This window comes from Halomonas sp. NPDC076908 (assembly GCF_050269715.1).
Lineage (GTDB): Bacteria > Pseudomonadota > Gammaproteobacteria > Pseudomonadales > Halomonadaceae > Vreelandella.
The window spans coordinates 107,856-132,525 of record NZ_JBNNIW010000007.1 but is presented as its reverse complement, the minus strand read 5'-3'; the positions used below and the strand labels follow the sequence as shown (position 1 = coordinate 132,525).

24 protein-coding genes are annotated in these 24,670 nt (G+C 55.4%); 19 read left to right on the top strand and 5 right to left on the bottom strand.

The window, feature by feature from the left end:
- Nucleotides 1-205: 205 nt before the first annotated feature.
- The 7 genes from rplS to ACQKE4_RS06185 all read left to right on the top strand — a co-directional run bounded on the left by rplS (nucleotide 206) and on the right by ACQKE4_RS06185 (nucleotide 7,628).
- Complete coding sequence (gene rplS, locus ACQKE4_RS06215) at nucleotides 206-562, top strand: 50S ribosomal protein L19 (protein ID WP_427387401.1); 357 nt, start codon at nucleotides 206-208, stop codon at nucleotides 560-562.
- A 119-nt stretch (nucleotides 563-681) separates the two neighbouring features.
- The gene (gene xerD, locus ACQKE4_RS06210) at nucleotides 682-1,563 is read left to right on the top strand and encodes a site-specific tyrosine recombinase XerD (protein ID WP_427387400.1); all 882 of its coding nucleotides are present in this window, start codon (nucleotides 682-684) and stop codon (nucleotides 1,561-1,563) included.
- Nucleotides 1,538-2,317 carry a DsbC family protein gene (locus tag ACQKE4_RS06205; RefSeq protein WP_427387399.1) on the top strand — a complete coding sequence of 260 codons (780 nt, stop codon included), beginning with the start codon at nucleotides 1,538-1,540 and terminating at the stop codon, nucleotides 2,315-2,317. Before xerD ends, ACQKE4_RS06205 begins: the two co-directional genes overlap by 26 nt.
- Before the next feature lie 133 nt (nucleotides 2,318-2,450).
- The gene (locus ACQKE4_RS06200) at nucleotides 2,451-3,767 is read left to right on the top strand and encodes a homoserine dehydrogenase (RefSeq protein WP_427387398.1); all 1,317 of its coding nucleotides are present in this window, start codon (nucleotides 2,451-2,453) and stop codon (nucleotides 3,765-3,767) included.
- A 6-nt stretch (nucleotides 3,768-3,773) separates the two neighbouring features.
- The gene (gene thrC, locus ACQKE4_RS06195; RefSeq protein WP_427387397.1) at nucleotides 3,774-5,162 is read left to right on the top strand and encodes a threonine synthase; all 1,389 of its coding nucleotides are present in this window, start codon (nucleotides 3,774-3,776) and stop codon (nucleotides 5,160-5,162) included.
- A gap of 7 nt (nucleotides 5,163-5,169) precedes the next feature.
- The gene (locus ACQKE4_RS06190) at nucleotides 5,170-6,966 is read left to right on the top strand and encodes a single-stranded-DNA-specific exonuclease RecJ (RefSeq protein ID WP_427387396.1); all 1,797 of its coding nucleotides are present in this window, start codon (nucleotides 5,170-5,172) and stop codon (nucleotides 6,964-6,966) included.
- Between the two features lie 44 nt (nucleotides 6,967-7,010).
- On the top strand, nucleotides 7,011-7,628 hold the full coding sequence (locus tag ACQKE4_RS06185; protein WP_427387395.1) for a YitT family protein: 618 nt from the start codon (nucleotides 7,011-7,013) through the stop codon (nucleotides 7,626-7,628).
- 74 nt (nucleotides 7,629-7,702) lie between these two features.
- On the opposite strand, the gene ACQKE4_RS06180 is transcribed toward ACQKE4_RS06185, so the two are convergent.
- The gene (locus ACQKE4_RS06180) at nucleotides 7,703-10,243 is read right to left on the bottom strand and encodes a heavy metal translocating P-type ATPase (RefSeq protein WP_427387394.1); all 2,541 of its coding nucleotides are present in this window, start codon (nucleotides 10,241-10,243) and stop codon (nucleotides 7,703-7,705) included.
- Nucleotides 10,240-10,668 (bottom strand): MerR family transcriptional regulator, encoded by a 429-nt coding sequence (locus tag ACQKE4_RS06175; RefSeq protein ID WP_427387393.1) that lies wholly within the window; start codon nucleotides 10,666-10,668, stop codon nucleotides 10,240-10,242. The genes ACQKE4_RS06180 and ACQKE4_RS06175 overlap by 4 nt, the downstream gene beginning before the upstream one ends.
- Before the next feature lie 264 nt (nucleotides 10,669-10,932).
- Here ACQKE4_RS06175 and ACQKE4_RS06170 point away from each other — a divergent pair, with 264 nt between their 5' ends.
- The 8 genes from ACQKE4_RS06170 to ACQKE4_RS06135 all read left to right on the top strand — a co-directional run bounded on the left by ACQKE4_RS06170 (nucleotide 10,933) and on the right by ACQKE4_RS06135 (nucleotide 18,796).
- Nucleotides 10,933-12,264 carry an OmpP1/FadL family transporter gene (locus ACQKE4_RS06170; RefSeq protein WP_427387392.1) on the top strand — a complete coding sequence of 444 codons (1,332 nt, stop codon included), beginning with the start codon at nucleotides 10,933-10,935 and terminating at the stop codon, nucleotides 12,262-12,264.
- A 164-nt stretch (nucleotides 12,265-12,428) separates the two neighbouring features.
- Nucleotides 12,429-13,527 (top strand): peptide chain release factor 2 gene (gene prfB / locus ACQKE4_RS06165; protein WP_427387391.1). Its coding sequence is split into 2 segments (ribosomal slippage): nucleotides 12,429-12,503 and nucleotides 12,505-13,527, totalling 1,098 coding nucleotides; the frame shifts between segments, so codons are not numbered across the junction.
- A gap of 33 nt (nucleotides 13,528-13,560) precedes the next feature.
- Nucleotides 13,561-15,072, top strand: a complete 1,512-nt coding sequence (lysS, locus tag ACQKE4_RS06160) for a lysine--tRNA ligase (RefSeq protein WP_427387390.1) — start codon at nucleotides 13,561-13,563, stop codon at nucleotides 15,070-15,072.
- Nucleotides 15,073-15,156: 84 nt separating this feature from the next.
- On the top strand, nucleotides 15,157-15,543 hold the full coding sequence (locus ACQKE4_RS06155) for a hypothetical protein (protein ID WP_427387389.1): 387 nt from the start codon (nucleotides 15,157-15,159) through the stop codon (nucleotides 15,541-15,543).
- Nucleotides 15,544-15,717: 174 nt separating this feature from the next.
- Entirely contained in the window at nucleotides 15,718-17,121 is a 1,404-nt protein-coding gene (locus ACQKE4_RS06150; protein ID WP_427387388.1) for an MFS transporter, read from the top strand.
- A 43-nt stretch (nucleotides 17,122-17,164) separates the two neighbouring features.
- Nucleotides 17,165-17,473, top strand: a complete 309-nt coding sequence (locus ACQKE4_RS06145) for a BolA family protein (RefSeq protein WP_427387387.1) — start codon at nucleotides 17,165-17,167, stop codon at nucleotides 17,471-17,473.
- On the top strand, nucleotides 17,470-18,342 hold the full coding sequence (locus tag ACQKE4_RS06140) for a hypothetical protein (protein ID WP_427387386.1): 873 nt from the start codon (nucleotides 17,470-17,472) through the stop codon (nucleotides 18,340-18,342). Before ACQKE4_RS06145 ends, ACQKE4_RS06140 begins: the two co-directional genes overlap by 4 nt.
- A complete protein-coding gene (locus ACQKE4_RS06135; protein ID WP_427387385.1) occupies nucleotides 18,332-18,796 on the top strand; it encodes a GNAT family N-acetyltransferase in 465 nt (154 codons plus the stop codon). The genes ACQKE4_RS06140 and ACQKE4_RS06135 overlap by 11 nt, the downstream gene beginning before the upstream one ends.
- On the opposite strand, the gene ACQKE4_RS06130 is transcribed toward ACQKE4_RS06135, so the two are convergent.
- Entirely contained in the window at nucleotides 18,793-18,987 is a 195-nt protein-coding gene (locus ACQKE4_RS06130) for a cell division protein ZapB (protein WP_427387384.1), read from the bottom strand. The genes ACQKE4_RS06135 and ACQKE4_RS06130 overlap by 4 nt on opposite strands.
- 122 nt (nucleotides 18,988-19,109) lie before the next feature.
- Nucleotides 19,110-19,766, bottom strand: coding sequence for a 16S rRNA (guanine(966)-N(2))-methyltransferase RsmD (rsmD, locus tag ACQKE4_RS06125; RefSeq protein WP_427387383.1), 657 nt, complete (start codon nucleotides 19,764-19,766; stop codon nucleotides 19,110-19,112).
- Between the two features lie 90 nt (nucleotides 19,767-19,856).
- On the opposite strand from rsmD, the gene ftsY reads away from it, so the two are divergent.
- The 4 genes from ftsY to rpoH all read left to right on the top strand — a co-directional run bounded on the left by ftsY (nucleotide 19,857) and on the right by rpoH (nucleotide 23,929).
- Complete coding sequence (ftsY, locus tag ACQKE4_RS06120; RefSeq protein ID WP_427387382.1) at nucleotides 19,857-21,203, top strand: signal recognition particle-docking protein FtsY; 1,347 nt, start codon at nucleotides 19,857-19,859, stop codon at nucleotides 21,201-21,203.
- Nucleotides 21,200-21,868 (top strand): cell division ATP-binding protein FtsE, encoded by a 669-nt coding sequence (gene ftsE, locus ACQKE4_RS06115; RefSeq protein ID WP_427387381.1) that lies wholly within the window; start codon nucleotides 21,200-21,202, stop codon nucleotides 21,866-21,868. The genes ftsY and ftsE overlap by 4 nt, the downstream gene beginning before the upstream one ends.
- Nucleotides 21,865-22,905 carry a permease-like cell division protein FtsX gene (gene ftsX / locus ACQKE4_RS06110; RefSeq protein WP_427387380.1) on the top strand — a complete coding sequence of 347 codons (1,041 nt, stop codon included), beginning with the start codon at nucleotides 21,865-21,867 and terminating at the stop codon, nucleotides 22,903-22,905. The genes ftsE and ftsX overlap by 4 nt, the downstream gene beginning before the upstream one ends.
- Before the next feature lie 157 nt (nucleotides 22,906-23,062).
- The gene (rpoH, locus tag ACQKE4_RS06105) at nucleotides 23,063-23,929 is read left to right on the top strand and encodes an RNA polymerase sigma factor RpoH (protein WP_290838138.1); all 867 of its coding nucleotides are present in this window, start codon (nucleotides 23,063-23,065) and stop codon (nucleotides 23,927-23,929) included.
- Nucleotides 23,930-24,045: 116 nt separating this feature from the next.
- Here rpoH and slmA read toward each other — a convergent pair whose 3' ends face one another.
- Nucleotides 24,046-24,654, bottom strand: a complete 609-nt coding sequence (gene slmA / locus ACQKE4_RS06100; protein ID WP_427387379.1) for a nucleoid occlusion factor SlmA — start codon at nucleotides 24,652-24,654, stop codon at nucleotides 24,046-24,048.
- Between the last annotated feature and the right edge of the window lie 16 nt (nucleotides 24,655-24,670).

Below are 24,670 nucleotides of genomic sequence, written 5' to 3'. Positions count from 1 at the left end.
GTTTTTCAACTAGCTTGTTTTTCAACTATATAGACCAGAGCGGCGGTGCAGGACAGATAAAACAGGTAGCTTACCTATAGAAAGCAGCCTACGTACCTGTGTCACCCATAACGATTCCCGCGTGGCTCGATGCGAGCGCCGGGATCACGGCTTCCGCCTCCCATGATTGAGCGGTCAAGCCATCACGTTATTTAGGAGCATGAAAATGAGCAACAAAAGTAAAGTGATCCAGGCGATCGAATCTGAGCAAATGGGCAAGGAAATCCCTGTGTTTTCGCCAGGTGATACCATTGTTGTGCAGGTTAAAGTTAAGGAAGGCACCCGCGAGCGTCTACAGGCGTTTGAAGGTGTGGTTATCGGTAAGCGTAACCGTGGCCTGAACTCCGCATTCACCGTGCGTAAAATTTCTCACGGTGTTGGCGTTGAGCGTACCTTCCAGACTTACAGCCCGCTGGTTGACTCTATCGAAGTCAAGCGTCGCGGTGATGTGCGTCAAGCTAAACTGTACTACCTGCGCGAGCGCAGCGGTCGTTCTGCACGTATCAAGGAAAAGTTGGCTTAAACGCCGCTGCTCCTCGGGCGTGCGCTGCTCTTGCAGCCGCGTCGCGCCTAGGTACCAAGACCCCGTCACCGCTTTGCGGGACGGGGTTTTTTATAAGCGAATGCTGAGACTGCTGACGTATGAGCGTTATTGATGCTTTTTTAGACGCCCTTTGGCTCGAACAGGGCGCCAGCGACCATACCTTAGCGGCCTACCGGCGTGATCTAACCGCGTGGCAGGCTCACTTGGAAACTCACGGTGAGGCGCTATTAGCACCGCCCCCAGAGCGTCTAAACGAGTGGCTGACCAGCCGCCGTGAACAGGGTTATCAGCTGCGCAGTAATGCCCGGCTACTGTCGACGCTACGCAGCTTCTACCGCTGGGGGCGCTTAAATAACCAGGTAGCCAGCGACCCGCTGACAGACATCAAGTTGCCCCGTGTGATACCGGGCTTACCCAATACCTTGGAAGAGGATGAGGTGGAGCGCCTGCTGATGGCGCCGGATACGGATACACCTTTGGGGGTGCGGGATCGGGCCATGCTAGAGCTGCTCTACGCCTGTGGTCTGCGGGTATCTGAGTTAGTGGGACTAACCAGTGATGCGGTTAATCTTCGTCAAGGGGTGGTTAGGGTGCGCGGTAAGGGCGATAAAGATCGTCTGGTACCCATGGGCGAGGAAGCGGCAGATTGGATCGCGCATTACATGGACACTGCACGGCTGACTTTAATGAGTGACACTACCCGCCCGGCGCTTTTTCCTGGTCGAGGCGATAAAGCCATGGCCCGGCAGACGTTTTGGCACCGTATTAAAGTCCATGCCATTACGGCGGGAATTACCCGTCCTCTGTCGCCGCACACATTGCGTCATGCGTTTGCGACACATTTATTGAATCATGGGGCCAATTTACGGGTCGTACAACTGCTGCTAGGCCATAGCGATCTATCGACGACCCAGATTTATACCCATGTGGCCCAAGCGCGCCTGGAAAGTTTACATGCAGAACATCACCCACGAGGTTGAATTGATGATGCGTCAACGCCGTTTTTTAGTATTTCCGTTACTGATTGCCGGCAGCCTGTTGCCGGCTGCTGCCCAGGCCGATGCCGTGGCAGACCGCCTCGCTGGGTCACTCAGCGTCAATGGTCAACCGATGCCCGTGGAAGCGGTCACCGCGACGCCAATGGAGGGCATTTACCACGTTCGGCTGGAGAGCGGCGAATCTTTCTACTCCAATGCCGAAGGTAGCCACTTCTTGCTTGGTGACCTGTATGAAAATGCTGATGATGGATTGGTCAATGTAACCGAGCAAGAGCACAACCAAGAGCGGGCTGATGCCTTGGCCGCGGTGCCTGAAAGTGAACGAGTCATTTACCGCGGCGCTGGTGAGCCCAAGGCGACCATCGTGGTGTTTACCGACCCCACATGCCCTTACTGTGCCCGCTTACACGAAACGATTCCCGACCTAAATGAGCGCGGTATCGCCGTTCATTATCTGGCGTTTCCTCGTGCGGGCATGGGGAGCCAAGCCGCCAACACGCTGAAGCAGGTGTGGTGCTCAGATAATCGCAGCGAAGCGATGACTCAAGCCAAAGAAGGCGAGGCTATTGCCAGCGCGGCAGACTGCGACAATCCGGTAGCTGGCCAATATGAGCTGGGTAAAGCCCTGGGCGTGCAGGGGACACCGGCGATTATTTTGCCCGATGGGCAGTTGGTCCCTGGATTTGTACCACCCGAGCGGCTCACCGCCATGTTAGGCTTGGATGACGAGGAGTAGTGCCGCAACGATTAGACGGCATACAACGCTGAGATACTGTCTTAACGCGTGTGGTTAAGAGCTTATAAAACCGCTTTTAAGACTAAATTTAAGACCAGCACCACCAGGTGCACGACACGAAAGGGGAAGTATTTTGAAACCGGTAAGAGTAGGTATTTGTGGTTTAGGCACTGTCGGTGGCGGCACCTTTAACGTATTGACCCGCAACGCTGACGATATTGCGCGTCGTGCTGGCCGTCCTATTGTGATTGAGCAGGTTGCTCACCGCAGTATTCATCCTGACTGCGATATTACCGGCATCAATGCCACCTCTGATGTGTTTGAAGTTGCCACCAACCCCAATGTCGATGTTCTGGTGGAGCTGATTGGCGGTTACGATATCGCTCGCGAACTCGTATTGACTGCCATCGCCAACGGCAAGCATGTCGTCACCGCCAATAAAGCGCTGATTGCCGTGCACGGTAACGAAATCTTCAAGGCTGCCCACGAAAAGGGCGTTATCGTGGCGTTTGAAGCCGCGGTCGCGGGTGGTATTCCGGTGATTAAGTCGTTGCGCGAAGGCTTGGGTGCCAACCGTATCGAATGGGTAGCGGGCATTATCAACGGCACCGGCAACTATATTCTTACCCATATGCGCGACGAAGGCCGTGCCTTTGAAGACGTGCTCGCAGAAGCCCAAGCGTTGGGCTACGCCGAATCCGATCCCACTTTTGATGTGGAAGGTATCGACGCCGCGCACAAGCTAACGATTTTGGCCTCGATTGCTTACGGCGTGCCGCTGCAGTTTGAAAAAGCCTTCACCGAAGGCATTTCGCGTATTACCGCCGAAGACGTTGAGCAGGCCGATAACCTGGGCTATGTGATTAAGCATTTGGGTATCTCTAAGCGCACCGATCAAGGGCTTGAGCTGCGGGTTCACCCCACGCTGATTCCTAAAGAGCGCCTACTAGCTAATGTGCACGGTGTTAAAAATGCCATTGCCATAATGGGTGATGCGGTTGGCCCAACACTTTACTATGGTGCTGGTGCTGGTGCAGAGCCGACCGCTTCTGCTGTGGTGGCCGACCTGCTTGACGTTGCCCGCGACATCACCACCGACCACCACTATCGGGTGCCTTATCTGGCGTTTAGCGGCATTGATGAAGATGTCAGCCAGTTGCCCATTATGCCCATGGAAGATATCACCACCGCTTACTATCTGCGTCTGTTGGCGGTAGATCGCCCCGGCGTGCTGGCACGGGTAGCAACGATTCTGGCCGAGCAGAGCATCTCTATTGAAGCGCTGATCCAGAAAGAGGCCACCGAAGGTGAGCTGGTACCCATTATCCTGCTGACGCACCGCACCAAAGAGAAGCAGATGAACGCAGCGATCCGTGAGATTGAGTCGATGGCCGATATCGCCGGGCCGTTAACGCGTATTCGCGTGGAAAGCCTGGACGAAGGGGAGTAACCCAGAATGCGCTATATCAGCACCCGTGGGCAGGCGCCCGCGCTCTCTTTTGAAGAAGTCGTGCTCACCGGTATGGCCAGCGACGGTGGGCTATATGTGCCCGAAACCCTGCCGGCGTTCTCCCATGAAGAGCTTGCCGCCATGGCCGGGCTCTCCTACGCGGAAATTGCCTTTCGGGTGATGAAGCCGTTTGTGAACGGTGAAATCGACGACGCTACCTTCCATAGCATTGTCACTGAAGCCTACGCGACGTTTAATCACGATGCGGTTGTGCCGCTCAAGCAGCTTGATGCTAATCACTTCCTGCTGGAGCAGTTTCATGGCCCGACGTTAGCGTTTAAAGACATAGCGCTACAGTTGCTCGGCCGCCTACTGGATCACTTCCTGAAAAAGCGCGGCGAGCGCGCGGTGATCATGGGGGCCACCTCTGGCGATACCGGTTCAGCCGCCATTGAAGGCTGCCGCCACTGCGACAACCTGGATATCTTTATCCTGCACCCGCATAACCGGGTGTCGGAAGTTCAGCGGCGCCAAATGACCTCGGTACTGGCCAATAACGTCTTTAATATCGCCATTGAAGGCAATTTCGACGATGCCCAGGCCATGGTCAAAGCCAGCTTTGCCGACCAGACGTTCCTCAATGGCACCCGTTTGGTGGCGGTGAACTCGATCAACTGGGCGCGCATTATGGCGCAGATCGTTTACTACATCGCCTCAGGCGTTGCCTTGGGTGCGCCGCACCGTGAGGTGAGCTTCTGCGTGCCGTCGGCTAACTTTGGCAATGTGTTTGCAGGCTACATGGCCTACAAGATGGGCCTGCCGGTGAAGCAGTTCATCATTGCCACTAACGCCAACGACATTCTGCACCGCACGCTGGCCGCTAATGATTTCTCCAAAAAAGAGTTGGCGGCAACGCTGGCACCTTCTATGGATATCGTGGTGTCGTCAAACTTTGAGCGCCTGCTATTTGACGCTTACGACCGCGATGGTTTAGCCGTGTCTGCGCTGCTTGAGCGCTTCCAGAATGAGCCTACCGCCCTGGCCGATGCGCCGTTAGCAAAACTGCGCGAGAAGTTCACTAGCTACAGCGTGGACGATGCAACCATCCTTGAGGTGATTCGCGAGGCGCATAAGCGCACGGGTGAAATGCTCGATCCGCATACCGCCACTGGCTATCGTGCCGCCGAGCGTGCTCGTGCTGATCAGTCAACGCCGATGATAACGCTGGCCACCGCGCACCCGGCCAAGTTCGCTGAAGCGGTAGTAAAAGCGGGCTTCCTGGGCGTGCCTCTGCCGCCGCATATGGAAGACTTGATTGAGCGCGAAGAGCGTTACACGGTGCTTCCCAACGAGCTTGCCGCCGTGCAGCAGTTCGTCGTGGAAAATCGCCGTTGAGACCCTGATGATCCCAGTAACAGACTCGCCCTATAGCACTACCCGACCGCGTTTAGAGCCTCGTCCCCTGGACGAGGCGCTTTATGCCCGTGCCCAAGCGGAAGGTTTAAGCGAGCTTCAAGCCAGGTTGCTGGCCTCACGCTTGCCCGGCTACAGCGGTGAGCTGCTGCCGTTAATCGCCCCCAGCCTGCGCTATCTGGCCCATCCAGATAAACTTGCCGACGGTCGCCGTGCCGCCGAACGTATCGCTCAAGCAGTGGCAGAAGGCGAGGCGATTGGTATCCTCACCGACTATGATGTCGACGGGATTACCTCCCATGTGGTGATTCGGCGCACGCTGGTGGAGCTGTTTGGAGTGCCGGAAGGCAAGCTGCACAGCCTGATTGGCCACCGTATTCACGATGGCTACGGTATTAGCTTACCGCTGGTGGAGCGTACGCTTGCGCTTAAGCCGTTTCCCACCCTGGTGATTACCGCCGACTGCGGCAGCTCTGATGAGCCGCGTATCGCGCGCTTAAAAGCGGCAGGTATTGATGTGGTGGTCAGTGACCACCACGCTTTGCCGGTGGAAGGCCCGCCAAGCTCGGCTTTTGCCTGCGTAAACCCTACACGCTCGGACTGCGACTACCCCGACAAAACGATTGCCGGCTGCATGGTGGCGTGGCTACTCATGTCACTCGCTCGCGGGGTGTTGATTGAGTGGGGAGCGCTGCCGGAGTCGACGCCTAAGCTTTCGCCCTGGCTCTCTTACGTAGCTTTGGGCACTGTGGCTGACTGTGTGTCATTGGGCGGCAGTCCCGCCAACCGCGCGGTGGTCAATCAAGGGTTAAAGCTGATCAATCGGATGGATGCGGCGTGCTGGCGTGCCATGGCCACGCGGCTAGGTGCCGACAGCGTGCCGTTTAACGCGGAGACGTTAGCGTTTCAGATGGGGCCGCGTATCAACGCCCGCTCGCGGCTGGACGATCCCTACGCGGCGCTGCACTTTATGCTGGCTGAAAACGATGGGGTCGCCAATCGTCAGCTCGACGTGCTGGATCAGGATAATCAGTCTCGCAAAGCCATTGAGGCCGATATGGCCGCCGAGGCGCGCACTCTCGCCACGGCAGCTCTGGACGCCGACGAGCTCGCCGTGGTGGTGCTGCTTGAAGACGGGCACCCCGGCGTACAGGGTATCGTCGCCTCGCGGTTGGTGCAGGCCTACGGGCGCCCGGCACTGGTGCTAACCCAAGCGTCGGCACCGGGCATGCTAACCGGCTCTGGCCGCTCGATTGACGGGCTGCACCTGAGGGATGCCCTGCAGCGTACCTTTGAGCTTGCTCCCCAGGCGTTACCGCGGTTTGGCGGCCATAGTGGCGCGGCAGGGGTGGGCGTGCCACGGGATCAGCTTGATGCCTTTAAAACGGCTTTCTTGCAGGCAGTGGGCGAGCAGTTAGAGGGACGAACGCTCTATCCGCGGCTATGGACTGATGGTGAGCTCTCGACGGCGCAGCTTTCGCTAACCACCTTGCAAGAAATTGAAACGCTTGGCCCCTACGGCCGTGAATTTGACCCGCCACTGTTTGAAGGGCGCTTTATTGTCGAAGCGCTGCGCCCGGTAGGTGCTGAAGGCTCACACCTGATGCTGGAGCTCTCCACGGGGCCGGTCACCTGCAAAGCGATCTGGTTTCGCGCCTTAACGCCCGGGGAACTGCCTGGGTTTAGCATCGGCGATACGCTGCACTGCGCCTATAAGCTCAACCGCAACCGTTGGCGTGGCCGCGAGACGCTGCAGTTGATGGTCGAGCACGCGAGCGCTATCTGAACAAAGCACTTTATAACCTCAACAATTTGAGTAAGGACGCTCCCATGCGTGTGGAAGATTTACCAAAGGATCAGCATCGCCCCTATGAAGATGTGATGGCGATGCTACTGGGGACGTTCTTTGTGGCGCTGGGAGTTACTTTTTATACCCATGCAGTACTACTAACCGGGAGTACGGCGGGTTTGGCGCTGCTGCTAAACTATGTGACCAGTTGGGGGTTCGGGGTCTGGTTTTTTGCCATTAATCTGCCGTTTTACTACTTAGCGGTGAAGCGTATGGGCTGGAGTTTTACCCTGCGTACCGTTGCCGCTATCGGCTTGGTCTCGCTATTTTCGGAACTGACCCAGGGCTGGGTGCAGTTTGCCAATCTGCCTTCACTTTACGCCGCTTTAATGGGCGGCGCGCTGATGGGTATTGGCATGCTGATGCTGTTTCGCCACCGCACCAGCCTCGGTGGCATCAACATTCTGGCGCTTTACCTGCAGGATAAACACGGCCTGCGCGCAGGCTACGTTCAACTGGCCATTGATGGCGTTATCCTGCTGATTGCGCTAACCCAGCTACCGCTGGATCGCGTGGGTTATTCAGTGCTGGGAGCATTGACGCTCAACCTGATTATCGCCCTGAACCATAAGCCAGGGCGCTATATTGGGGTGAGCTAGAGGCGTTTAGCTCAGCCAGAACCACCACACAATCAGTACGATTAATCCCAGGCCTGCCACGTTGATTAATACGCTCATGCGTTGTCCTCCTGGCTGGGTGACTTCCATAGACGCAAGCGATTGGCGTTACTCACCACGGTGATAGAGGAGAGTGACATGGCGGCAGCGGCGATCATCGGTGACAGCAGCATACCGGTTATGGGGTAGAGCACACCTGCAGCAATGGGAATACACAGCACGTTATAGCCAAAGGCGCCTACCAGGTTCTGTTTGATGTTGCGCAGTGTGGCGCGGCTGATCTCTATCGCTGCCGCGACGCCATGCAGTGAGCCGCGCATTAGCGTAATGCCCGCGCTCTCAATCGCTACATCGGTACCCTGACCAATGGCAAAGCCGACATTCGCCTGAGCCAGCGCCGGGGCGTCGTTGATACCATCGCCGACCATGCCGACGATTTCTCCCGCTTGCTGGCGGCGTTTAATCTCGGCGTGCTTATCTTCGGGTAGCAGCCCCGCCCGGTACTCAGTGATGCCTACTTCTCGGGCAATGGCGGCCGCCGTATGTTCATTGTCACCGGTCAACATGACGACGGTTAAGCCATCTTTTTGCAGGCGCTGGATGGCAGCACGAGCGTCATGGCGAAGTGGATCGCTGATGCCAAACAGGGCGGCTAGCTTGCCATCTACCGCCAGGTATACCAGGGTGCGCGCTTGCTCTTGTAGAGATCGTGCCTGGGCTTCGCCACTGGTTAGATCTACGCCTGCCTCGGTTAACAAATACGCATTGCCTAGTAGCAGCGCCTTACCGTCAGGTGTTTGGGCGGTTACCCCGCCGCCGGTAACACTGTCAAAATTCTCAACCGTTAACGGTGCAGCGCCGTTATCTTGCGCATAGCTCGCCAGCGCGCTGGCAATAGGGTGCTCCGAGCTGCGCTCTAATGCCACGACCCAGCCAAGTACTTGGGTTTGTTCACCAATGAGTATTTTCGCGTCAGTAACGCGGGGCTTACCTTCTGTTAGCGTGCCGGTCTTGTCGACGACCAGCGTGGTCAACTTGCTGGCGGTTTGCAACGCTTCTCCGCTACGCACCAGCACGCCATGCTCTGCTGCCTTACCGACGCCAATCATGGTGGAGATCGGGGTGGCAAGGCCTAGCGCACAAGGGCAGGCAATAATGAGTACCGTGGTCGCCGTTACCAGCATATAAATCACTTCGGGCGCAGGGCCCAGGTTGAACCACACTAAGGCGGTGAGTACGGCGATAATCATGACTGAAGGTACAAACACGCTGGAGACTTGGTCGGCAAGCTCTCCAATCGGCGGGCGTGAGTTCTGGGCGGTCGCGACCTGTTCAGTAATCTGCCCTAAGCGGGTATCAGCGCCCACTCGGGTTGCCTGATAAACCAGCCCACCACGGCCATTCACTGTGCCAGCGCTGACCTCATCTCCCTCGCGTTTGGCAACCGGTTCTGGCTCGCCAGTCAGCATCGACTCATCAATATGACTTTGCCCTTCGGTCACTTGGCCGTCCACAGGCAGGCGTTCACCCGGGCGTACCCGAACGTGGTCGCCAGCGACCACGGCATCAATCTCGATCTCTAGCTCGTGACCGTCGCGAATAACCCGTGCGGTGCGGCTTTGCAGATCAAGTAAGCGCTTTAAGGCATTGCTGGTACGGCCGCGGGCGCGTAGCTCCATGGCATTACCGAGCAGGATCAGCCCGATCACCATGGCAGAGGCTTCAAAATAGATGCCATGGGCGACATCCGGTAACCATGGCGCGAACAGTACGACCGCCATGGAGTAAAGCCAGGCAGTACCGGTGCCCATCGCCACCAACGTATCCATATTGGCTTGATGATGCTTTAGATTCTTCCAGGCATTAATAAAAAAGTGCCGACCGGGAAATACCAAAATGCCGAGGGTAAGAATACCAATACACAACCAGTAAAGACGGCCCATGCCTACTGGGTGGGGGTGGTACACAAACATGCTCAGCATAAGGGGAATCGCCAGCGCCAGGGAGGCGATGCTGCCACGCAGGCGGTGTTGATAGGTCTTGGCATCCTGTTCTGCCCGTGTGCGCTCGGCTTCGCGCATATCGACAATCGGCGCTGCGCCATAGCCCGCGGCTTCCACCGCCGCTATCAGGGTCTGGGCGTCAGTGCTGCCAAACACCTGGGCGGAGTGAGTGGCGAAGTTGACGCTGGCGGTATCCACGCCCTCAACCCGTTCAAGCGCTTTCTGCACGCTTTTGACGCAGCTGGCACAGGTCATACCGTTAATCGCTAAGCGCTGCTTGCTGCCGCCGTGGCGAGGTGCATCTATAGGCTGCTGTTCGATTTCGGCACTGGTAAGGGGCGTTGTGGCGTCTGACGGCTGCGTCGTTTCGACGGGAGCATCTTCGGACGACGGGTAGCCCGCATCACTTAACAGTTGTTCAAGCTCGGCATCGGGTAGGTAAGACGAAACCTCTAACCGCTTTTCGCTAGGTATGCCGATAACTTCAGCGTTAGGGTCGATGCTTTGAATCGCTTCGCGCATACGCTTGACGCAGCCTTGGCAGTTCATGCCGGGAATGGTTCGCGTAGTGGTAACCGTCAACGGTTCGCTCATGGTTTGTCCTTGGCAGGCGCCTTCTCGGGGAAGCTCTCAATCAAGCGGCACACGCTATGCCCGTCAGGGGTGCCATCGGGCATATGCTGCCAACTGGTCAACGCCTGCTCCATACGCTGTGCCAATGCTTCCAGTTCAGCAATCCGTGAGCGTATTTGAGGCAGACGGCTGGCGAGTAGGTCACGTACCATCGGGCAGGGGGAATCACCCTGGTCTGAGTGGGCCAGGATGTCGCGAATCTCGTCCACGCTAAAACCTAACTTGCGCGCCCGCTGAATAAACCGCAGACGCTCTAAATCGGTGTCTGAAAACAGTTGGTAGCCGTTATCTGGGTGGCGCTCAGGGGCTAGAAGCTGTTCTCGAGCGTAATGGCGCACGGTCTCCGCAGTCACGCCCCCGCGTTTGGCAAGCTCATTCACTTTCATGGCCTGTTCTCCCAGCTAGGTAAATAGTCACTATTTAAGTGTAGAACCTATGGGTTACCCATAGGTCAAGAGCGCTTTGCTCAATCCGCTGAAATGACTAAAACACTGATTTAAAACGACCGTACGACTAATGTATAAGCCAAGAATAAAATAAAACGAACGTTTGCCCTTGAACCTTAAGCTCAGTTGCGAGAAAACAGTCATGTAAAAATAACGAGGGTGGATCGACGCTATCCACTGGATCATCGGGAAGAGAGGCCCACTATGAATAATAAATTTAATAAACTCACCCTGGCTGCTGCTATCACAGCCGCCTTCGCCAGCCAAGCCCACGCGGGCGGGTATCAAATCAATGAGCAGAGCGTGAGTGGGCAGGGCTACGGCCATGCCGGGCGTAGTTCTAATATTAATGATGCATCAATTGTTTACGGCAACCCCGCCGGTATGTCGTTCTTAGACCGTGCGCAGATTACGGCGGGTGCTACTTATCTAAATGTGAACACTGATATTTCTAACGTCGAAGCTAACCGCTTCATTGATTCAGGTGTAGCGCTTGGCGGTGCACCAAATGGAAACCAAATACCTGTTGGTAGCATTCCCGGCGGTAATAGTGGCGATATGGTGCCAGGCACTGCGATTCCCTTTGCTTTCTATGCCCACCCGGTGACTGATCAGTTGGCGTTTGGTTTTGGTGTTTATGCGCCGTTTGGTTCCAAAACGGATTACGAAGATGACTTCCAGGGCCGTTATTTTGGCAATTACACCGAAGTAACGGTCGTCAGTGCCCAGCCGACGGTCTCTTATCGTTTTAATGAGCAGTGGGCGGTCGGGGCGGGTGTGACCTACAACCAAGTGGAGGGCGAACTGCGTCGTCAGCTGCCATCTGAGGCCACCTTTAACCCCGATCTTGACATCGACTCGCGGGTTGACGGTGATGATGAAGCTTGGGGTTATAACTTGGGCGTGATCTATCGACCGGTACCTGAGACTACTCTGGGTCTAACCTACCGCTCGAAAGTAGATTACACCTTAGAAGGTAATTTCAGTGCGACCGACCCGTTGGGTAATGTGGTTCGTGCTGATACAGCAAGCCTTGAGTTGACGACTCCCGAAACGGTTAATTTCTCGGTGACTCAGCAGATGAGCGACCGACTGAAGCTAATGTTTGGCGCCTCTTGGGTGCGGTGGAGCCAGTTTGATCAAATTTTGGTTACCGGTAGTCAAGGCGACGAAATCACCAATGAGCAGCAAAATTATACAAACGCCTGGGCATTTGCTACCGGCGGCGAGTATCAGTTAACCAACACCTTAGCGCTTCGTGCGGGGGTAACGCTGGACTTTACGCCTACCAATGATGAAGACCGCAGTGTGCGTATTCCGTCCGATGATCGGCGTATCTTCTCACTGGGTGCTGGCTGGACACCTGTCGACGCCTTTACAGTCGACGTTGCTTACTCCTATCTAACCGAGCGTGGAACATTTGTTGATCAAGGGCCTCGTGACGATCTCTTAAATGGGCTTGGCGGTGCTTCATACTCAGCCGACTATAAAAACGAAGCTCATGGCTTTGGCGCTCAGCTAACCTATCGTTTTTAAAGACTAGCTCAGGCCAAACCCTCCCGAAACCCGGCACCTGCCGGGTTTTTTATTGCCTTTGCCTGGGCATTGGATGCGGGGCGTGTCGGCTTTCGTTACACTATGCGCTTTTCTGATCGATACACTTCTGTACGATCCGATCTAGACCACGCTAGGGCGAGCCCATGTTGGAAACCAATCCGATTCATAACCAGATCAAGGACCTGTCTGAGCGGACAGCTGTTCTTAGGGGGTATCTTTGACTATGCCGAGAAGAAAGATCGGCTAGAAGAAGTCTCTCGTGAACTGGAAGACCCCAATGTCTGGAACGATCCAGACTACGCGCAGAAATTAGGTAAAGAGCGCGCCTCTCTCGAAGCCATTGTAGCCACCATTGATGACCTTGAGCAGGGTCTTGGCGATAGCCGTGATCTGCTTGAGCTGGCGGAAATGGAAGAGGACGAAGGCACCGTTGATGAAGTGCGCAAAGAGCTGGATAGCATGCAGGCTGCACTTGAGAAGCTTGAGTTTCGACGCATGTTTTCCGGTGATATGGACCCCAATAATGCCTACCTGGATATTCAATCCGGTTCTGGCGGCACTGAGGCGCAGGATTGGGCCAATATTTTACTGCGCATGTATCTGCGTTGGGCTGAGAGCCACGGCTTCAAAGCTGATATCACTGAAATCTCCGCTGGCGAAGTAGCCGGTATTAAGTCAGCCACGGTACATATCCAGGGTGACTACGCTTTTGGCTGGCTGCGTACTGAAACCGGCGTACATCGTCTGGTGCGTAAAAGCCCGTTCGATTCCGGTGGTCGTCGACATACCTCGTTTGCGTCGGTGTTTTTATCGCCTGAAATTGATGACAGCTTTGAGGTTGAGATTAATCCCTCTGATCTGCGCGTCGACACCTATCGCTCAAGCGGCGCGGGTGGTCAGCACGTAAACACCACCGATTCAGCGGTGCGGATTACCCACGAGCCCACCGGCATTGTGGTGGCCTGCCAAGGGCAGCGCAGTCAGCATGCGAACCGCGATTTCGCGATGAAGCAGCTAAAGGCAAGGCTGTGGGAGCACGAAATGCAAAAACGCAATGCTGCCAAGCAAGAAGCTGAGGACTCCAAGGCGGATATTGGTTGGGGCAGCCAGATCCGTTCTTACGTGCTTGACGACCAGCGCATCAAAGATTTGCGCACCGGCGTGCAGTCCAGCAACTGCGACAAAGTGCTTGACGGGGATATTGATCAATTCATCGTCGCTAGCTTAAAGCAAGGTTTGTAATCTTTTAGCGTTTGAACACGAATAGGGTGCCACATGGCTAACCAAGACGCGTCTTCTCCAGAGAACGAAAACCACCTGATCGCCGAGCGTCGTGCCAAGCTTAGCGCTCGCCGCGAGAGCGCAGCAGCGCAAGGTAAGAGTGCATTTCCCAATGACTTTCGCCGTGACAGCTTAACCGTTGAGCTGCAAAACAGCTTCGGCGATAAGGAAAAGGCTGACCTTGAAGCGCTGGATCACCACGCCTCGGTCGCCGGTCGCGTGATGCGTCAACGCGGGCCGTTTATTGTTATTCAGGATGTGGCCGGTCAAATCCAGCTCTATGTGGATAAAAAAGGCCTGCCTGCCGAGGTACTTGAAGACGTTAAAAGCTGGGATATCGGCGATATCGTCGCCGCCCATGGCCCGGTGCATAAATCCGGCAAGGGCGACCTGTACGTGATGATGAAGGAAGCGCAGCTGTTAACCAAAAGCCTGCGCCCGCTGCCGGATAAGTTCCACGGCCTGACCGATATGGAAGCCCGCTATCGCCAGCGCTATGTGGATCTGATCATGAATCCGCAATCGCGCAAGGTATTTGAAACCCGTGCCGCGGTGATCAGCTCCATGCGTCGCTTCTTTGAAGCGCGCGGCTTTATGGAAGTGGAAACGCCAATGCTGCAGCCGATCCCCGGTGGCGCCGCAGCACGGCCCTTTATTACCCACCACAATGCGCTGGATATCGATATGTACCTGCGTATCGCGCCTGAGCTTTATCTCAAGCGGCTGGTGGTGGGTGGCTTCGAAAAAGTATTCGAGATTAACCGCAACTTCCGCAATGAAGGTTTATCCACCCGCCACAACCCAGAGTTCACCATGGTGGAGTTCTACTGGGCCTATGCGGATTACCGTGACCTGCTGGATATGACCGAGGCGATGCTGCGCACGGCCGCGGAAGAGGTGCTGGGGAGTGCAGTTATCAACTATCAAGGGGCAAGCTACGATTTCGGACAGCCGTTCGTTCGCTTAACGCTGCGCCAGGCGATTCTTGATCACGGCGATGGCATTGCCGACAGTGATTTGGATTCATTGGAAGCGGCGCGGGCAACCGCTGAAAAACTCGGTATCAAGGTCAAAGAGAGCTGGGGCCTGGGTAAGGTACAGACAGAGATCTTTGAAGAGGTCGCCGAGCACAAGCTCGACCAGCCGACCTTTATCACCGAGTACCCGGCGGAAGTCAGTCCATTGGCGCGGCGTAACGATGCCAACCCCTTCGTTACCGACCGCTTTGAGTTCTTTGTCGGTGGCCGTGAAATTGCGAATGGCTTCTCGGAGCTCAATGACGCCGAGGATCAGGCGGAGCGCTTCCGTGCCCAGTCAGCCGAAAAAGATGCCGGCGACCTGGAAGCGATGTACTACGATGCAGATTACGTGCGTGCGTTGGAGTACGGCATGCCGCCCACCGCGGGCGAAGGCATCGGTATCGACCGTCTGGTGATGCTGTTCACTGACAGCGCCTCGATTCGCGATGTATTGCTGTTCCCGGCGATGCGCCCTGAAGTGGACTAACACGCTAAGATAACGGATGAATAGTTGGTAAGGGCGCGTTATAGCGCCCATAATGGTCAACGTTTCGACGGCGAGGAGAATCCCATGAAACTGCTTAACCGCTCCGCACTGAGCGTCAGGCCGACCCAGCCCTTTGTGGACTGGATCAACGCGCTGGAACCCACCATGGGAGACGACGACCTGACCCTGGACGACGTCGAACATGAAAGTACCATTTACCTGATTCCCGAGATGGATACCCCAGAAGCGCTGGAAACGTTTATTCGTGACCGCTACGTGGAAATTCTCGAAACTGAGCTGCGCGCTTGGGAAGAAGACGAGCGTCAGTGGCCGGGCAAACTGGACTGGGCGCTGTTTCAAGAATTTGTGCGCGTTGAACACAGCTATCTCGCCATTGATCTAGATGACGAAACGGCCCTGGAGATATCTGAGGTCGATGATGCATTGTTGTTAGACAGTGAGCAGGATTAGCGTGCTAATATTTTAGACAAGCTAACGACTGGCTGCGTCGCTAATAATGAATAGCTACAAGGCACACAATGAAACCGGCTTAGGCCGGTTTCATTGTTTTAATTGAGCTGTTCTTGCGAGTTCGTTGTAACGTTAGCCGTTTCGTTTAAGTATTTGCCGCGTAGGAATATTGCCATGCGACTGTTTGAAACCCGCCCCGGAGACGATGGCCTGCCAGGCCCTGAGCGTGCTATGGCCGTTCTGGCGCTAGTGACCGGTACGTTAATGGCGGTGGTCGACACCACCATGATTAATTTGGCATTACCTACTATTGCTGCCGATTTGAACATCTCTGCTTCCCGTGCCGTTTGGATTACCAACCTTTTTCAAGTGGTCTGCGCTGCTTTCTTGTTAGTGTTTGCCGGTATCAGTGAGTTAGTCACTCGTCGTCGGCTGTATCTCTTTGGGTTAGGCCTTTTTGTGTTGGCTTCATTGGGGGCTGCTTGCTCGCGTAATCTGGAAACACTGCTGGTATTTCGTGCTATGCAGGGGCTGGGGGCAGCCGCGACCCTGTCGATTGGGCCCTCGCTTTATCGGGCTATTTTTCCGTCAAGGTTGTTAGGCAGCGCGCTTGGCTTGAGTGCGTTAGTGGTCGCTGGCGGCTACGCGGCGGGCCCCACATTAAGTGGCGTTATCCTCTCCTTTGCCAATTGGCCTTGGCTGTTTGCACTGCAGGTACCCTTAGGTGTTTGTTCATTTTTACTCGCTAAGCGGGCGTTGCCCAGGGAGTTGCCACGCCAAGGCAGCTTTGATATTGCCGGAGCACTGCTTTCTATGGTGATGTTGGCGAGTTTCTTTGTGGCCATGGATGCGGTCAGTCATGCGGCCCCCTTTTGGCAGAGCGGCGGCTGGGCGCTGTTAGCCGTGATGAGCTGTATCGGGTTTATTCACCGCCAACGGCGCGCACCTTATCCGCTGTTACCACTTAGCGTATTTGCTGAGAAACGCTTCACCCTCGCTGTCTCCGCTTCTGGGCTGGCCTTTATTGGGCAAGGGCTTACCTTTGTGGCCCTGTCGTTTTTTTACCAAGAGCAGATGGGCTTTTCACCACTGGAAACTGCGTGGCTATTCACCCCCTGGCCACTAGCTATCATGCTGGTGGGGCCAATTGCGGGACGCTTAGCCGACCGTATTAATCCCAGCGTGTTATCAAGTACAGGGCTAGGCTTGTTGATCATTGGTCTGATTGCGCTAGCGCTTGTTGATGAGTCAACCGGGGTGGTGGGAAGCCTATGGCGCACTGCATTATGTGGTATCGGTTTCGGGCTATTTCAGCCACCCAATAACCGCGAAATGATGGGCAGCCTTCCGTTAGAGCGTAGCTCGAATGTCTCTGGTGTGATGAGCACAACGCGCACGGTAGGCCAGTCGTTTGGGGTGGCGTTGGTGGGGGCCGCACTGGCGCTGGGTTGGCCGGTGCAAGTGACGCTGTGGCTCGGCGCGGTGACCACACTGCTGGCACTATTGGCCAGTGTGGCGCGTATGCCGCTGGCACGACGCGCTTTACACGCCCGTAGGGCATCGTCTGCGAAGCAGTAAGCGCGTACAATGAAATGGTTTCTGATCTTTAAGGAGAAATCACATGACGCTGCAGACACAGATAGAGCAGAAGTTAGCGGCACTAGCCCCCGACGTGCTGCAGGTTGAAAATGAAAGCCATATGCACAATGTGCCTGCTAACTCTGAAACCCACTTCAAAGTTACCCTGGTCAGCGATACCTTTGATGGGTTGATGCCGGTCAAACGTCACCAAAAGATTTATGCGCTGCTGGCTGATGAGTTGTCAGGCCCGGTTCATGCCTTGGCAATGCATCTTTATACGCCCAGTGAGTGGCAGTCCCGTGGCGGCGAACGGCCTGATTCCCCCAGCTGTCGCGGCGGCGGAAAGTGACACAGGAAGTTATTCGGCGGCACTACCTTGAGGCTATGGGCATTACCGCCTGGGCTGCAAAGTACCAACTGCCTAACGCCCTGCCTACCGAGGCCTGCGAGTGGGAAGATTCGCCTCCCGACACGACGCCGCCGCGGGCAAGGTTGCAAGCGTTGTTGGATGATGCCCCTGCACCCAAGCGTGCTTCACCCGAAGCGCGCAAGCCGGATGCAACGGTTGCTTCGCCTTCGGCGGTGCGCGCGCTGCTCAAAGGTACCCTGGGCACCGACATACAGGGTTCAGCGCATCAGAGCTCAGCGCATCAGAGCTCAGGGGATCAGCTTAAACCAGCGTCTGATGTGCCCCATGATGTTGAGCCAGCAGTCGCTACGCCAGCCAAACCCCTTAAATTTTCACTCTCCTGTCTCTGTATCGAGGGTCGCTGGCTGGTAATGCAGGCCGGGGAAATGACCACCCAACAGCAACAGCTACTGGTAAATCTGCTCCAGGCCGCTGGCGTTAAGCAGGCGGCTTCAACTAAGGTGACGCACTTTACCTGGCCACAACTAGTGAATGCATTTGCAGTGGAAGACCCGCTGGATGAAGCCCGTGAAGGCTTGGCAGCCTTCATCGCAGGTAGAGTCAGTCGGCAAGGCTGGCAGTTAGAGAAGATACTCTGGTGGGGAGAACTGGGGGCAGAGCAAGCTCCGCTAGACGGTATAATAAATGTGGTTGAGGCGCATAGCCAAACGCTTTCGCTACCTGTGTGGCAGGGTCCATCGCTTATGTCACTACTCGAAGGCACCAGCAGCAAGCGGGAACTTTGGCCAGCCTTGAAGATGCTAGGGGAGTCGTGGGCGCGGGCAGCACGGAGCGCAGATGATCACTGAGCTTAACCTGGATCACCTAGCGCAGCTCACGGCGTTAGAGGCGCAGGTGAAAAGTGGCACCAGCGACTCCCAGATGCTGGCAGCGTTAGGTTGCCATGATACCTGTGTACTGGGTTGGTGGCAGGATGAACAACTGCAGGGATATGCCATCGTAGCGCGGTTGCCATTTGAGGCAGAACTGCAAGCGATAGGGGTATTGCCGCAAAGCCGTCGAAGTGGCGCTGGTTATGCGTTAATGGAAGCCGTGTTAGCGAAGGCCCAGCACTGGTTGAGTGAGCGTCTATTGCTTGAGGTGCGCGCCGGTAATCATAGTGCCATACGGCTCTATCAGCGCAGTGGCTTTAGTGAGGATGGCTGCCGCCGAGGTTACTACCCAGCGGCGAACGGGGCCGCCGGGCGTGAGGATGCACTGTTAATGTCTCGGCCGCTCACCGAGCCATTGCCAGCAGATTAGGTGCTGCTGGAGGCGTCCAGGCTGTCAAATTTGCTCAACAGGCCGTTAAGGCGGCGTTCCCACTCTTCACGCTCCTCTTTAAGCTTGGCATTTTCACCGCGCAGCTCTTCATTTTCCAATTTCATCATTTCTAACGCATCAACGGTATCAGTGACTTTTTGTTCAAGCTGATTAAATAGTTCCAGGCTCATGCATAACTCCAAATAGTAAAAATGAGAACTAACAATAAGTGCCGAAAAAAACCAGCGGAAAGCATATCAGCAGGGCCAATGTGGCGAGCGTAACGCTGCCACTGCGTGGCGGCAAGCGCTGTTTATGGCAATTGACGCTGATCTTGTCTTTGATAGAGTCGCGCGGTGCTTTCCCCCGCTTGGGTTTCGCGATGTAACTGCCAATTGGCGGGCACATTAGGTGCCATTGATGTCTCTGTTTCGAGGTAAATCATCGCCTCACTGGTTAGCCATCCGCCCTCTTCCAGTGCAAAGCAGCAGGGTGCAGCCAGCTGTTGATGAAAAGGAGGGTCAAGAAATACCAACGTATACGGCTTTGCAGGACGTGTTAGGTAAGCTTGAACATCGTTAATATGCACCGTACTTGAGTTAATATTAAGCAGTTCAAGATTCGCCGACAGTTGCGCTGACACGCGTGGATCGCGCTCGATAAAATCGACAGATGCTGCCCCACGTGAAAGCGCTTCAATGCCCAACGCGCCTGTGCCTGCGAATAGATCAAGCACGTGATGGCCATACAGCTGTTGCCCCAGCCAATTAAATAACGTTTCACGCACCCGGTCTGGCGTTGGGCGTAAACCAGGGCTATCCAGTACGGGTAGCTGACGGCGGCGGAATTCACCGCCAATAATGCGTAGCTTACCAATAGGCTTAGCAACTGGCTTGCCAAGTTGTTTTCCACTCCGCTGAGCAGGTGTGCGGCGGGAGGTAGATGATTGAGGGGGGCGTTGTCTTGTCATGGAGCGGATTGTAGCGGGCTGCTTATCCAAAGTCTCTGCCTCCGGTGGTAGGATGGGCCTAATGTTCACTTTTTATGTCGGATAACACTCATGTTTGGTTTTTTTAAACGCAAGAACAAGCACGACCCAGAGCAGGCGCCACCAAAGGACGACCCGCGCCTTGAAGAGCAGCCTCATGAAACCAGTGTCGACGAGCCGAACATTGAGGCGCCTGGCATTCCGGCTGACAGGCCCGAATCTGACCGGCCGGACGCTAAAAAAGCAGAGACTGAAAAATCAGAGCAGGCACTGCACACGTCTGATGCTTTACTAGCGCCTGCGCCCGAACCTGGCCCTACTCCTGAGCCAGAACCTATTCCCGAGCCTGAGCTGGTTATTGAACCTGAACCCGCTCCAGAGCCGATAATTGAGCCAGGGCCGGCACCTGAAACGGCACCTCGACCCGCCTTGCAGGAAAAGCCAGTTGCCCTAAAAAGCGAACAACAAGGCGAGCAAAAAGGGTGGTTTGCGCGTATCAAATCAGGCTTGGGGAAAACCCGCGCTAATCTCACCGACGGCATCGCCGATCTGTTCTTAGGTAAAAAACAGATCGATGACGAGTTACTAGAAGATTTAGAAACGCAACTGCTGCTGGCAGATGTAGGTATTGAAGCAACGACGGAAATTATTGAGCGCCTCGAGGCGCGCGTCTCCCGTAAAGAGCTGAATAACCCTGAAGCCCTTTATCGTGGTCTCCAAGAGGAGTTGACGACCATGCTGGCGCCGGTCGCAAAACCGCTGGTGCTGGAAAAAGAAGGCCCAGGACCCTTTGTGATTTTAGTCGTTGGCGTTAACGGGGTGGGAAAAACTACTACCATCGGCAAACTTACTCAACGCTTTCAGCGTGAGGGCAAGAGCGTCATGTTGGCGGCTGGTGATACTTTCCGTGCTGCTGCCGTTGAACAGCTTAAAGTGTGGGGCGAGCGTAACCACGTCCCGGTGATTGCCCAACATACGGGCGCTGACAGCGCATCGGTTATTTTTGACGCGGTAGCGGCCGCCAAGGCGCGCGGTGTTGATGTGTTGATTGCCGACACCGCGGGTCGCTTGCACAACAAAAGCCACCTGATGGAGGAGCTGAAAAAAGTCCACCGTGTGATGCAGAAGCTCGACACTACCGCGCCTCACGAAGTGATGCTGGTGTTGGATGCTGGCACCGGGCAAAACGCCATCTCTCAAGCAAGCACCTTTAACGATGCGGTGCCGGTCAGTGGTATTACCCTGACCAAACTGGATGGTACCGCAAAAGGCGGCATTATTTTCGCATTAGCGAAGCAGCTGGAAACGCCCATTCGCTTTATTGGGGTAGGTGAAGGGATTGATGACCTGCGCCCCTTCGATGCTAAAGATTTTGTCCACGCGCTGTTTGACCGACAAGGGGATGATGCCAGCGCATGATCGCCTTTGAGCATGTAGGAAAGCGCTATGGTGGTCGCTTTGAAGCGCTGGCGCATCTTAACTTTCGGGTTGCCCGTGGCGAGATGGTGTTTCTTACCGGCCACTCGGGGGCGGGGAAGAGCTCGCTGCTACGGCTGATTATGCGCCTTGAAAAGCCCAGCCGAGGCCGAGTGGTCGTGGCCGGGCACGATATTGCTCAGCTACACGCAAGTCAGGTGCCGTTTTATCGCCGACAAATTGGCGTCGTCTTTCAGGATCATCAACTGCTCTTTGATCGCAGCATTTTTCATAATGTCTCTTTGCCCCTGGAGATTCAGGGGGTTGAGCCCCGTGAAGCTGCTCGCCGGGTGCGTGCCGCGTTGGATAAAGTGGGGCTGCTACATCGTGAAAAAGCCCTACCGATTGAGCTTTCGGGTGGTGAGCAGCAGCGTGTGGGGATTGCCCGAGCGGTGGTCAATAAGCCTGCGCTACTGCTCGCAGACGAGCCGACAGGTAATCTAGACCCGCAATTGTCGGCGGATATTATGACGTTGTTTGAGGATTTTAATCGGATTGGTACGACGGTCATGATCGCCAGTCACGACTTGGCGCTAATTGCACGCTTGCGCCACCGAATACTCCGTTTAAGCGATGGCCGACTGGTGGCTGATGAGGGCGCGGTATGAGGCCGTCTGCTACTCCCAAGCGCCAAAAGGGCGCAGCACTTAAGACTCCGCGCAGCACCGCTAAACCAGCGGTTGAGAAAGCGCCTCGCCGCGGTGCGAGATATCAGCAAACACGTTTTTCAAGCCGTCTGCGCGCCTGGGGGCGCCATCACCGCAGCATGGCTTGGGATAGCTTCCTGCGTTTAGTTCGCTATCCCCTAGGCAACCTGCTGACGATGCTAGCCATTGCCATCGCGCTGGTACTACCGGCAGCGCTTTGGTTAACCCTGGATAGTGCGCGCTTACTGGATGCGGAGCTGGACGACAGCGCGACGCTAACCGTTTATCTTGACCTCGCTGCTGATGATGCCCAGGCGCTGCGTATCGAAGAGGCGGTCAACGCCGAGCAGAGCGTACTGGACACGCAGATGATCAGTGCTGAACAGGGCATGGCAGAGTTTCAGCAAGCCTTGGGCCTGGATGATGTGCTAGCAGGCCTTGATGATAATCCGCTACCCATTAGCATTGTGGTGCGCCCAGAAAGTGTTGACCCAGCCGCTATGCAGCAGCTGGCTACCACGCTGGAAGCGCTCACCGGGGTCGATGAAGTAAGGGTTGATTTGGCCTGGGTAGAACGGTTGAGAAACCTAGCCGAGCTAGGTAGACGCGTTGCCCTGGCGCTGGGAGCGCTGTTTGGTCTGGGCGTTCTGCTGGTCGTGGGTAATACTATTCGCCTCTCGGTGGAAAGTCGGCGAAGAGAAATTGAAGTGGTCATGTTAATTGGTGCGACCCATGCGTTTGTGAGGCGTCCGTTTCTCTACAGTGGCGCATGGTACGGGCTGGGAGGCGGGCTACTGGCGCTGTGTCTGCTAGGGATGGGTAATCACTGGCTTGCATTGCCCGTCGCTGCACTAGCGGAGAGCTATGGCGCGAGCTTCTCATTACCGCAACTCGATGTGACAGGCTCTACAATTCTGCTATCTTGCAGTACAATACTAGGCTGGTTGGGCGCTTGGTTGGCGGTAACGCGTCACCTATCAAGTATTCGCCCAAGGTGATGTAGATAGATCTTGATATAGATGAAATACTGCGGGTCAATGCGATACCGCTTGAACCTTATCTTCGTAGTAAGGTCTTTTAAGCTAGATTCTTTGTAATAGGTTATCTATAAGTGCTACGTCAACCACGATGGGTTATAGGGGAGGCCACCTGCACATGAGCACTAGTCTTCTACCGGTGGGGCAGCTTTCACCCGGCGGCGATTTGGGCGGTTACATCCGCGCAGTTAACGGTATTTCGATTTTAAGTGCCGACGAAGAGCGTGAGCTTGCCTATCGCTTGTACGATGAGGGCGATCTGGAAGCCGCTCGCCGTTTGGTACTGTCGCATCTGCGTTTTGTGGTACACATTGCGCGCAGCTACTCTGGTTATGGGCTGCCGCAAGCGGATTTGATTCAAGAGGGCAATGTTGGCTTGATGAAAGCCGTCAAGCGCTTTGACCCGAACCAAGGCGTTCGCCTTGTATCCTTTGCTGTGCATTGGATAAAAGCGGAAATTCATGAATTTGTGCTGCGCAACTGGCGGATTGTGAAAATCGCCACGACCAAAGCTCAGCGCAAACTGTTCTTTAATCTACGTAGCGCTAAAAAGCGCTTAGCATGGTTAAACAACGACGAAGTGGCAGCGATTGCTAAAGATCTCGATGTTAAGCCGGAAATTGTGCGCGATATGGAGGGACGACTCTCTTCCTACGATGCAGGTTTCGATGCCCCGGCAGGGGATGACGACGAGAGCTCCTATCAAGCGCCGGTACACTTCTTGGACGATGCGGCCTCAGACCCTGCTACGCAGTTGGAAGATAGCAACTTCGAAGAAGATTCCACGCGCCGCTTACAGCTTGCGTTAGAAGGCTTGGATGAGCGCTCTCGCGATATCTTGCAGCGTCGTTGGTTGGCTGATAGTAAAGAAACCCTGCATGATTTAGCCGACGTTTATGGTGTCAGCGCGGAACGTATTCGTCAGCTTGAAAAAAATGCGATGAAAAAGCTGCGCCAGAAAATGGGCGACTCTTTGGCTGCCTAGCAAGCTAATCAATGACTGCTTTGTGATAGCGTAAAAAAACCGGCCCTTTTAGAAGGAGCCGGTTTTTTATTGTGGCAAGCTTTTACGGACTATCTATTAAGTAAGGGCTATCTAGGTCAGGCGGGCTGCGCCACGGCGCGCAATAAATGGCTAGATAGCAGCGCCCACTGGTCTTCCCAGTGTTCGGTAGGCAGGCGCTTAAAGTCACTACGCACATATTGAGAAATTCGCCCTTCGGCATGGGCTACTAGCAAATTGGCGGCAGCAGAGGCGGGAATTGTGGGCCGCAGCCCTTCGCGCAGCTCGGCTTCTCGCAGAATTTGTTTGAGCTGCAGCTCTAGGCGTTCGAATAGCTGATTGATCCGTTGACGTAGTCGCGCAGTTTCACCGGTAAGGACGTCGCCCCCCATCACTCGCGCTAGCCCCGGGTTTTTTTCAGCAAAGCCTAAAAGTAGCGTTAAGATAGTGCTGCAGCGAGACATAGCGTCGGGAACGTCGTCTAAAATGCGCGTTATGCGTTCGAAAATGCTCTCTTCAATAAAATCAATCAGCCCCTCAAACATACGCGCTTTGCTTGGGAAGTGGCGATAAAGCGCCGCTTCAGAGACGCCCACTTGGCGGGCGAGGGCGGCAGTGGTAATTCGCTTGCCACTGTCTTCCTCAAGCATTAATGCCAATGCTTGGAGAATCTGCTCGCGGCGGCGAGGTTTGCGATCTTCGCTCATAACATACCCTCCGTCG